This window comes from Rhodococcus sp. P1Y (assembly GCF_003641205.1).
Taxonomy (GTDB): Bacteria; Actinomycetota; Actinomycetes; order Mycobacteriales; family Mycobacteriaceae; genus Rhodococcoides.
Map to the genome: position 1 here is coordinate 4,656,942 of NZ_CP032762.1, position 10,559 is coordinate 4,667,500.

The window sequence follows — 10,559 nt, forward strand, 5'->3', positions numbered from 1 at the left end:
CGGGTCAGTAGAGCGCTGACGCGAGCTTCCGGCGAGCAGCCACGACGACGGGGTCGGCCTTGTCGAAAAGTTCGAACAGTTCGAGCAATCTCGTCCGAAGCGCAGTCCGATCGTCACCGGCAGTCCGCTTGATGCCGTCGATCAGACGCGAGAACGCAGCTTCCGGATTCTGTTGCGAGAGCTCGACATCGGCCGCCTCGATCTGCAGTGACACATCGTTCGGCGCAGCATCGGCCTTCTCCACGGAGTCGGCGTCGACGTCCTGCACGCGCGCAAGGAACTTCACCTGACGCAACGCCGCCTGCGCGTCCGTGTTCGACGGCTCCGCATCGATGATGGCCTGGTACGCGGCGATGGCCTTGTCGAAATCCCCATCGTCGAGCGCTTCCTCGGCCGCGACCAAGCGCGGGTCCTCGGGCTCGGGCTCGTCCTCGACGGGTTCGGCTCCCGGCGGACCGCTCAGTTTGCCCGCGGTGGCCTGTTCGATTGCTTCGATCCACTTACGAAGCTGCTCATCTGGCTGAGGGCCTTGAAAGTCCGCCAACGGTTGCCCACCAGCTACGGCAACGACCGTCGGGATGGCCTGGACGCCGAAGGCCTGTGCGATCTGCGGATTGCTGTCGACGTCGACTCGTGCGTGGATCCACGTACCGCCCGCTTCGAGCGCCAACTGACCGAGCTGGCGAGTGAGCGCGACCGATTGCGGGGATCGGGCCGATCCCAGGTCGACGATGACAGGAACCTGTGACGAGCGCTGCAGAACCTCGGCCTCGAATGTGGCTGCAGTCACATCTACGATCGGAGGCAATCCACCGGTGCCATCGCTGGATTCAGCCGTGGGCGGCGGCGCGGGCCGGTCTTTGAGTGCCGAAAGATCGACTGCACCGGCGATCGATGCTGGGACGACTGCGGGCGGACGGGCTGACGAGCGAGAACCGGGTCGAGTCACGCCATACAGTTTGTCACTAACCCGGTCCCGTCACTACCGGCAAGGTCTAGAGCGCGGCGCCCTTGGTGAGGGTCGGCTCCGAGGAACTCAGTTCTGCCAGCTTCCCTGTGCGTGCGGCCCACACCTCGAACACGATGGTGCCGAACGGGGGAATGCTTGCGACCGCCGCCAGAAGGGTGGTGACGACGGTCCATCGAAGTTTGACTGCAGTGAGAACCGTCACAATCAGGTAGATCACGAAGACCGCGCCGTGGATGGGGCCGAAGATCTTGACCCCGATCTCGTTACCGTCCGCGGGGATGTACTTGAATGCCATCCCGATGAGCAGTCCGAGCCATGTGAGGGCTTCGAGGATTGCGATGAAGCGAAATCGCTTCGCGGTGGTGCTCAGGTCGAAGAAGTTCAGCATGTCGACTATTGTGCCCCAACTTCTACGACACACCGTAGTGGCTCTGGTCTCACCACCAGGGCTTGACCGGAGCCACTACGGCGTGCTTTACCGACTCTTTACTGCTTGGGCACGCGCACGATGAGGGCGTCGCCTTGTCCGCCGCCGCCGCACAGTGCTGCTGCGCCGATTCCGCCTCCGCGGCGCTGCAGTTCGAGTGCGAGATGCAGCGCGATGCGAGCGCCGGACATGCCGAGCGGGTGACCGATTGCGATGGCGCCGCCGTTGACGTTGACCTTGCTGTCGTCGATTCCCAGTTCACGGGTCGAGGCGATCCCGACGGCCGCGAAGGCTTCGTTGATCTCGATCAGATCGAGGTCCTTGGGGTCGATTCCTTCCTTCGCGCAGGCTTTGACGATCGCGCGTGCAGGCTGAGACTGGAGCGAGGAGTCGGGTCCGGCGACAACGCCGTGTGCACCGATCTCGGCGATCCACGTGAGCCCGAGGCTTTCGGCTTTGGTCTTGCTCATCACGACGACGGCGGCGGCACCGTCGTTGATGGTCGAGGCATTGCCCGCGGTGATGGTGCCGGTCTTGGAGAAGGCCGGGCGGAGCTTGGCGAGGGTGTCCGTCGTGGTGTCGGCGCGGATGCCCTCGTCCTGCGAGAAGACAATCGGATCGCCCTTGCGCTGCGGAATCTCGACCGGCACGACCTCGTCGTCGAAGACGCCGTTCTTCCATGCCGTCGCTGCCCGCTGGTGCGACGCCGCCGCGAACGCGTCCTGCTCCTCCCGGGTGCTGGCGACCGCGCCGTCGTTGCGGGATTCGGTGAGCCCACCCATCGCCTGCTCGGTGAAGATGTCGTACAGCCCGTCGTACGCGAGGTGATCTTTCATCGTCACGTCGCCGTATTTGAATCCGGCACGGGACTTTTCGAGCATGTGCGGTGCCTGCGTCATCGACTCCTGACCGCCTGCGACGACGATCTCGAATTCACCAGCACGAATGAGCTGATCGGCCAGGGCGATGGCGTCGACGCCCGACAAGCACACCTTGTTGATCGTCAGGGCGGGGACGTCCATCGGGATGCCTGCGGCAACCGCGGCCTGACGAGCGGGGATCTGGCCGGCGCCTGCGGTGAGGACCTGGCCCATGATGACGTACTCGACGAGCTCGGGTGCCACACCGGACTTGTCCAATGCTCCCTTGATCGCGATCCCGCCGAGATCGGAACCCGAGAAGTCCTTCAACGATCCGGACAACCGACCGACCGGGGTACGAGCCCCGGCGACGATGACAGAGACGGTCACGATATTCCTCCAAATAGATGCAACAGAAGTTAGTAGCCATTGTGCATGGCAGCCCCGCTGAGCGGCGCGACGAAGCTGACGCTAACGTCGACTCTATGACCTCGACCACGCCCTCTTCCACGGGACTCCCCATCCGATCCGACCTCGTCACGGCCATCGACCACGTCGGCATCGCCGTTCCTGATTTGGACGTCGCCATAGCCTGGTACTCCCATCACCTCGGGATGGTCTCCACACACGAAGAGGTCAACGAGGGCCAAGGTGTGCGCGAAGCGATGCTCTCGTTCCCTGGTGCACCCGCGGGAGCTACCGCTCTGCAACTCCTCGCACCGCTCGACGAGAACTCGACGATCGCCAAGTTCATCGACCGCAACGGACCCGGCCTTCAGCAGCTCGCCTACCGGGTCACCGATATCGAGGAGATCTCCTCGGAACTCCGTTCCCGTGGTGTCAGACTGCTCTACGACGCCCCCCGACGCGGCACCGCCGATTCGAAAATCAACTTCGTTCACCCCAAGGACGCAGGTGGAGTGCTGATCGAGTTGGTAGAACCGACCGAGAACCCGATTCATTGACCTAGCGTATGGCCCTGCAACCTACGCACCGGTAAATTGACCGCCATGGCCAACGAGCAAGAGCGCACCGGTGTGCAACTTCCCTTTTCCGTCGTCCGAAAAGGATTCGATCGAGACGAAGTAACCAACTACTTCGAACGGTTCGACGCAGAACTTCGGTTGACGACCGCAGATCGTGACGCAGCTGCGTCGCAAGCTCGTGACCTCGCCAAGCAGCTCGACGACGCTCGGGACGAGATCGACGAACTACGCAAGGACATAGACAGGCTTTCGGTTCCGCCGACCACGGCCGAGGGCATGAGCGACCGAATTTCTCGAATGCTGCGCCTCGCGTCCGACGAAGCCTCCGAAGTTCGCGCGAAGGCGCACTCGGAAGCGGAGGAGATGGTGTCGGTCGCCGAGCAGGAGAGCGCCCGTCTGCGTGGGCGGCACGAATCGCTCGTCGCCGAATTGGAGGAACGGCGTTCTGCTCTCGAAACCGAACATGAGCAGACGATGGCGCAGGCACGCACCGAGGCGGCACGCGTCGTCGAAGCCGCCCAGGCCGAGCGCGATCAGTTGGCCGCCGAATCCGAGGCCAAGCGTGCCAAGGTTCAAGAGGACTTCGAGATCACGATGGCCGATCGTCGCACCAAGATCCTTGCAGCACTGGAGGATCTGGAGGCATCGAGCAAGGCTGATGCGGCACACCGCATCGAGGAGGCGACCACCGAGTCGACTCGTCGACTGCAGGCAGCCACCGAGCAAGCCGAACGCAGGATCGCGCACTCCAAGGAACTGGCCGAGGAGCTGCGCGTCCTACGCAGCAGAGTTCTGGCTCAGTTGCTGGGCATTCGAGGCCAGCTGGATTCGGTGCCGGCGATGCTCGCTTCGGTCAATCGCGAGAGCGAACTTCTCGACGCACCCGACACTGCGTTGTCGGCCAAAGAGGACGATGCGTCCGGTGACGCCGACGCCAAGGAAAAGGCCGACGCCGCATCCTGATTCGCTCAGGCGCTGGTCGTCACGACCAGCGCCGAGTGAGTCCGCGAGTGCCGCGACCGGACCAACATCCGGTGTGCCAATGTCGCCGATTTTCGGGCCCGCCAAGCTCGTCCGCAGGCCACGCAACCATATGCGCGACGCCGGGTCGGATCTCGTGGTCGCACCCGGGACACCGATAGGTCTTGGTCGCACGGTTGCCGGGGACGGTACGCGTCGTGAATTCTTCGTCGGACCAGCCAGCAGGGCCGGTCTCGACGCGTGCGCCGCCCATCAAGGAATCGGGACCCGAGTCCCGCGAACCGGCAGCTTTCCGGTTCGTCTTGCGATCGTGATTCCGTCGAGGCACATCCCGATTGTAGGAGAACCCGTCAGAAAAGCCTGAACTCCGTGCTGTCGGTTCCCCTGAGCACGTCGTAGTCGAGGGTGAGACAACGGATGCCTCGGTCGGTCGCCAATGTCTTGGCCTGAGGTTTGATGCTTTGAGCCGCGAACACACCGCTGACGGGCGCCAAAAGCGGATCGCGGTTGAGGAGTTCCAAATATCTGGTGAGCTGCTCGACGCCGTCGATCTCACCCCTGCGTTTGATCTCCACTGCTACCGTGCCTCCATCGGCATTGCGGCACAGCAGATCTACCGGTCCGATGGCGGTCATGTATTCGCGCCGTACAAGGGTGTACCCGCTGCCCAAGGTCTCGACGTGCTCGGCCAGCAGCTCCTGCAGGTGCGACTCGACGCCGTCCTTGACGAGACCGGGATCGATGCCGAGTTCGTGGCTCGAGTCGAGCTCGACGTCGTCGATGGTGATCCGAAGCTCTTCGCCGGCCTTGTTGGTGACGACCCACTTGATGGACTCGTCCTCCGTCGATTCGACCATCCAGCACGGTGGACTCATCCAGTTCAAAGGCTTGTACGCGCGATCATCTGCGTGCACGCTCACCGATCCGTCGGACTTGACCAAAAGCAGCCTCCGCGCCGGCGGAAGATGAGCGGTCAGACGGCCTACATAGTCCACTTGGCACCGAGCAATTACGAGACGCACTTGCCCACCCTAAGCCAAACCGAACGCTACTCTGTGACCACCATGCCGCAACTAAGACGATCCGCCGCTCCTCTCGGATCACGCCTTCTCGGCGACACGTCCGAGTCTCCCCGACGACGACGGGTTCGCGTCCAAATCCTTCTGACGATCTTCTTGCTCGGCGCCAACCTCATCGGCGCGGTGATCGTCGGCGCTCTCGTGAGCGTGGTCGTTCCTGGACCGAATGTGCTGGAGCCGAAGTTCTACTGGTGGGTGAACTACATCGTCATCCCGGTGTATGTGGGCCTTGCGTTCATCGTCGGAGTTGTCTGGGGCACGACGCGAGCGGTGCGGGCGCTGCGCTGGGCAATCGAGGATCGTAAGCCGACGCGTCAGGAACAAGTCAACACTCTGTCGATGCCGTGGCAGCTCACGCGCGTCCAGATATTTCTGTGGACTGTCGGGCTGGTTCTGATCACGACAATCGACGGCATCATCGATCCGCAGTCGATCCCCAAGGTGGCCTTCACAATCGGAGCAGGTGGAACTGTCGTCTGTGCCTTCAGCTACCTGTTGAGCGAATTCGCTCTCAGGCCTGCTGCTGCCCGGGCGTTGGAGGCAGGCGACCCGCGGCGCATACGGATCGCCGGTGTGATGGGACGGTCCATCCTGTCGTGGATCCTCGGAACCGGAGTGCCGATAGCAGGCCTCATGATCATCGCCATCTTCAGCTTCATCCGGCCTTACCAGACCGATGCCGACCGAATGGCCGTCGCAATCCTGGCTCTTGGCGGCATCACCTTGGTCTTCGGTTTCTTCCTCACCTTGCTCGGCGGATTCGCGACGACTGCACCCATCAGCAACGTCCGTTCCGGAATGGCAGAGGTGGAGAAAGGCAACCTCGATATCCATCTTGCGGTGTACGACGGCACCGAGCTCGGCGAGCTCCAGAGTGGGTTCAACAGAATGGCCGACAAAGTTCGCGAACGCGAGACCATTCGCGATCTCTTCGGACGCCACGTGGGGCAAGAAGTTGCCGAAGCGGCCCTGAGTAAGAACCCCGAGCTCGGCGGAGAAGAACGCGATGTCGCGGTGTTCTTCATCGACCTCGTGGGTTCCACCGAAATTGCGTCCTCCCGCCCACCTGCCGAGGTTGTAGCTCTGCTCAATCGGTTTTTTGCAGTCGTCGTCGACGAGGTCGACGAACACGGCGGCTTCATCAACAAGTTCGAGGGCGACGCCGCCCTCGCAATCTTCGGTGCCCCCGCCGAAATCGACGATGCATGCGGCTCCGCACTTGCCGCTGCACGGGAGATCAGTCGCCGTCTCCGCGACGAGGTACCCGAGTGCAGCGCTGCAGTAGGGGTCGCTTCCGGACGGGCGGTGGCTGGAAACGTCGGAGCCAAGTCTCGCTTCGAGTACACAGTCATCGGCGATCCGGTCAACGAGGCAGCTAGATTGTCCGACCTAGCCAAGAACGCCCCCGGTGCCATTCTTGCTTCCAAGATCACGGTCGACGGTGCCTCGTCCGCGGAGGCCGGGCACTGGGAATTCGGCGACAGCGTGACCCTCCGAGGCCGCTCGGCGGAAACCGTCCTCGCCAGTCCGACGTCCTGACCAATCGCCCGCGGGCGGCTTTCAGCCGCGTACGGTGCGTGGGCGGCTTCGGGCTAGTCGGTGCACATGTGTGGCTGGTAGAGCACGTCCCTGGCTGAGCGGGGGTGGCCGGTTGTGAATTTACCCTCGTGTTGTGCGGTTTCGAGGGGTGTGGGCGTACATCGTGGGAGTAGATCTTCCGTTTCGGCAGCGGGCGGCGTATGCCTGGGTGGATTTACCCTCGTAATGTGCGGTTTCGCGGGGTGTGCGCGTACATCGTGGGGGTAGATCCGTCGTTCGGTGGCGGCCCGGGGGTGTGGGCGGATTTACCCTCGCAACGTGCGCTGGGGAGGGTCTTGGGTGCACATTCGGGGGGTGGATCCGTGGTGATGCGACGTTCCCGATTCGAAATGCACGCCAATGTGTCGGGCGCACGGTGAGGTGCTGGCAATTCGGGGTGCGTCTGGCATGTGGGTGTGCGTCTGTCCGGCCGGGATACGGGATCGGCTGTAGATGCACATGATCTGGCCTGGAGGTGCGGGCGTCTTCGCCGGCGCGTCGGTGTCGGATACGGAATGTGCTGTGGGCGCGGAAATAGGCGCGGAAATAGTTGTGGAATGCAGAACACCCCCGACCGTGGTGGTCGGGGGTGTTCTGGAATATGTGTTCGGCGGTGTCCTACTCTCCCACACCCTGTCGAGTGCAGTACCATCGGCGCTGGAGGGCTTAGCTTCCGGGTTCGGAATGGGACCGGGCGTTTCCCCTCCGCTATGGCCGCCGTAACTCTGTGAAACAGTGTCACGAGCGAACCGAAGTCGGAGACACACACAATTGTGTGTTCGTTCTTGGTTCTATCTAGTTGTGTACCGAAAATACACTTCGTGTGTTGTTTCAGATATTGCACAGTGGACGCGTAGCTTCTTTGTGGTAAGTCCTCGGCCTATTAGTACCAGTCACCTGCATCGGTTACCCGACTTCCAGTTCTGGCCTATCAACCCGGTGGTCTGCCGGGGGCCTTACCCCCTCGAGGGGGGTGAGAAACCTCATCTTGGAACAGGCTTCCCGCTTAGATGCTTTCAGCGGTTATCCCTTCCGAACGTAGCTAACCAGCGGTGCTCCTGGTGGAACAACTGGCACACCAGAGGTTCGTCCGTCCCGGTCCTCTCGTACTAGGGACAGCCTTCCTCAAGTTTCTTACGCGCGCGGCGGATAGAGACCGAACTGTCTCACGACGTTCTAAACCCAGCTCGCGTGCCGCTTTAATGGGCGAACAGCCCAACCCTTGGGACCTACTCCAGCCCCAGGATGCGACGAGCCGACATCGAGGTGCCAAACCATCCCGTCGATATGGACTCTTGGGAAGATCAGCCTGTTATCCCCGGGGTACCTTTTATCCGTTGAGCGACACCGCTTCCACATGCCGGTGCCGGATCACTAGTCCCGACTTTCGTCCCTGCTCGACTTGTCAGTCTCACAGTCAAGCTCCCTTGTGCACTTGCACTCGACACCTGATTGCCAACCAGGCTGAGGGAACCTTTGGGCGCCTCCGTTACATTTTAGGAGGCAACCGCCCCAGTTAAACTACCCACCAGGCACTGTCCCTGAACCAGATCATGGTCCGAGGTTGAGGTATCCAATACGATCAGAGTGGTATTTCAACAACGACTCCACAGTAACTGGCGTCACCGCTTCACAGTCTCCCACCTATCCTACACAAACCGAACCGAACACCAATACCAAGCTATAGTGAAGGTCCCGGGTCTTTTCGTCCTGCCGCGCGTAACGAGCATCTTTACTCGTAATGCAATTTCGCCGAGTCTATGGTTGAGACAGCTGAGAAGTCGTTACGCCATTCGTGCAGGTCGGAACTTACCCGACAAGGAATTTCGCTACCTTAGGATGGTTATAGTTACCACCGCCGTTTACTGGGGCTTAAATTCTCAGCTTCACCACCACAAGGGCAGTTAACCGGTCCTCTTAACCTTCCAGCACTGGCAGGCGTCAGTCCGTATACATCGTCTTACGACTTCGCACGGACCTGTGTTTTTAGTAAACAGTCGCTTCTCACTGGTCTCTGCGACCCCACCCAGCTCACACTGCAAGAGTGATCACCGGACGAGGTCCCCCTTCTCCCGAAGTTACGGGGGCATTTTGCCGAGTTCCTTAACCATAGTTATCTCGATCGCCTTAGTATTCTCTACCTGACCACCTGTGTCGGTTTGGGGTACGGGCCGTGTGAAAGCTCGCTAGAGGCTTTTCTCGGCAGCATAGGATCACTGAATTCGCCTCAATCGGCTACGCATCACCTCTCAGGCTTATGTGAACGGCGGATTTGCCTACCGTTCGCCCTACAGGCTTACACCAGTACAACCACTGACTGGCCCAGCTACCTTCCTGCGTCACCCCATCGCTTGGCTACTACCAGATCAGGTCCCACGCATCCACCACACGCCTCACTCTCGAAAGAGATCGGTCACGCAGATTCAGGGTGGTTAGTATCACTGATTCACCATGGGCGCGTTCACACGGGTACGGGAATATCAACCCGTTGTCCATCGGCTACGCCTGTCGGCCTCGTCTTAGGTCCCGACTCACCCTGGGCGGATTAACCTGGCCCAGGAACCCTTGGTCATTCGGCGGACGAGTTTCTCACTCGTCTTTCGCTACTCATGCCTGCATTCTCACTCGCACAGCCTCCACACCTGGATCACTCCGATGCTTCCACGGCTGCACGACGCTCCCCTACCCACCCACACACCTGGCCAATCCCTCGCAAGAGAAAGGCGGGCTATTGTGTGAGTGCCGCAGCTTCGGTGGTGTACTTGAGCCCCGCTACATTGTCGGCGCAGGATCACTTGACCAGTGAGCTATTACGCACTCTTTCAAGGGTGGCTGCTTCTAAGCCAACCTCCTGGTTGTCTTCGCGACCCCACATCCTTTTCCACTTAGTACACGCTTAGGGACCTTAGCTGGCGATCTGGGCTGTTTCCCTCTCGACTACGAACCTTATCGCCCGCAGTCTCACTGCCACGCTCTCACTCATCGGCATTCGGAGTTTGGCTGATTTCGGTAAGCCGGTAAGCCCCCTAGACCATCCAGTAGCTCTACCTCCGATGAGAAACACGTGACGCTGCACCTAAATGCATTTCGGGGAGAACCAGCTATCACGGAGTTTGATTGGCCTTTCACCCCTACCCACAACTCATCCCCTCAGTTTTCAACCTAAGTGGGTTCGGTCCTCCACGACGTCTTACCGTCGCTTCAACCTGGCCATGGGTAGATCACTCCGCTTCGGGTCTAGAACACGCCACTACACACCAAACGGTGATACGCCCTATTCGGACTCGCTTTCGCTACGGCTACCCCACACGGGTTAACCTCGCGACATGCCACTAACTCGCAGGCTCATTCTTCAAAAGGCACGCCATCACCCGCCACAGTAAACTGTGCACAGGCTTTGACGGATTGTAAGCGCACGGTTTCAGGTACTATTTCACTCCCCTCCCGGGGTACTTTTCACCTTTCCCTCACGGTACTAGTCCGCTATCGGTCACCAGGGAGTATTCAGGCTTATCGGGTGGTCCCGACAGATTCACAGCAGATTTCACGGGCCCGCTGCTACTTGGGTATCCACTACAACAGTCACAGTATTTTCGTCTACGGGACTCTCACCCTCTACGACAGGCCGTTCCAGACCACTTCGACTAACACCATGATTTCTAACTGTCGGCCGATCCG

8 protein-coding genes and 2 rRNA genes (1 of these 10 only partly in view) are annotated in these 10,559 nt (G+C 60.7%); 3 read left to right on the forward strand and 7 right to left on the reverse strand.

Going from position 1 to position 10,559, the window contains the following annotated elements; all coding sequences use genetic code 11:
- Window positions 1-4: 4 nt before the first annotated feature.
- The 3 genes from D8W71_RS21440 to D8W71_RS21450 form a co-directional block, all read right to left on the reverse strand.
- On the reverse strand, window positions 5-892 hold the full coding sequence (locus tag D8W71_RS21440) for a tetratricopeptide repeat protein (RefSeq protein ID WP_121119723.1): 888 nt from the start codon (window positions 890-892) through the stop codon (window positions 5-7).
- 103 nt (window positions 893-995) lie between these two features.
- The gene (locus D8W71_RS21445) at window positions 996-1,367 is read right to left on the reverse strand and encodes a DUF3817 domain-containing protein (RefSeq protein WP_201265442.1); all 372 of its coding nucleotides are present in this window, start codon (window positions 1,365-1,367) and stop codon (window positions 996-998) included.
- Window positions 1,368-1,456: 89 nt separating this feature from the next.
- On the reverse strand, window positions 1,457-2,647 hold the full coding sequence (locus D8W71_RS21450; RefSeq protein ID WP_121116379.1) for an acetyl-CoA C-acetyltransferase: 1,191 nt from the start codon (window positions 2,645-2,647) through the stop codon (window positions 1,457-1,459).
- A gap of 95 nt (window positions 2,648-2,742) precedes the next feature.
- Between D8W71_RS21450 and mce the strand changes: the two genes are divergently transcribed.
- Window positions 2,743-3,222, forward strand: a complete 480-nt coding sequence (mce, locus tag D8W71_RS21455; protein WP_121116381.1) for a methylmalonyl-CoA epimerase — start codon at window positions 2,743-2,745, stop codon at window positions 3,220-3,222.
- A gap of 45 nt (window positions 3,223-3,267) precedes the next feature.
- Window positions 3,268-4,206: a hypothetical protein gene (locus tag D8W71_RS21460; protein WP_121116383.1), complete on the forward strand. Its 939-nt coding sequence runs from the start codon at window positions 3,268-3,270 to the stop codon at window positions 4,204-4,206.
- A 19-nt stretch (window positions 4,207-4,225) separates the two neighbouring features.
- Here the strand turns inward: D8W71_RS21460 and D8W71_RS28045 are convergent, their stop codons facing one another.
- Window positions 4,226-4,552, reverse strand: a complete 327-nt coding sequence (locus D8W71_RS28045; protein WP_121116385.1) for an ATP/GTP-binding protein — start codon at window positions 4,550-4,552, stop codon at window positions 4,226-4,228.
- A gap of 22 nt (window positions 4,553-4,574) precedes the next feature.
- Window positions 4,575-5,246, reverse strand: a complete 672-nt coding sequence (gene nucS / locus D8W71_RS21470) for an endonuclease NucS (RefSeq protein WP_121116387.1) — start codon at window positions 5,244-5,246, stop codon at window positions 4,575-4,577.
- A 42-nt stretch (window positions 5,247-5,288) separates the two neighbouring features.
- On the opposite strand from nucS, the gene D8W71_RS21475 reads away from it, so the two are divergent.
- A complete protein-coding gene (locus D8W71_RS21475) occupies window positions 5,289-6,842 on the forward strand; it encodes an adenylate/guanylate cyclase domain-containing protein (RefSeq protein ID WP_121116389.1) in 1,554 nt (517 codons plus the stop codon).
- 644 nt (window positions 6,843-7,486) lie between these two features.
- Here the strand turns inward: D8W71_RS21475 and rrf are convergent.
- A 5S ribosomal RNA gene (gene rrf / locus D8W71_RS21480) occupies window positions 7,487-7,603 on the reverse strand.
- Window positions 7,604-7,744: 141 nt separating this feature from the next.
- A 23S ribosomal RNA gene (locus D8W71_RS21485) occupies window positions 7,745-10,559 on the reverse strand; it runs 343 nt beyond the window's last position.

Coding starts and splice junctions, on each gene's coding strand:
- mce (WP_121116381.1), top strand. CDS start 2,743: ATGACCTCGACCACGCCCTCTTCCACGGGACTCCCCATCCGATCCGAC.
- D8W71_RS21475 (WP_121116389.1), top strand. CDS start 5,289: ATGCCGCAACTAAGACGATCCGCCGCTCCTCTCGGATCACGCCTTCTC.
- D8W71_RS21460 (WP_121116383.1), top strand. CDS start 3,268: ATGGCCAACGAGCAAGAGCGCACCGGTGTGCAACTTCCCTTTTCCGTC.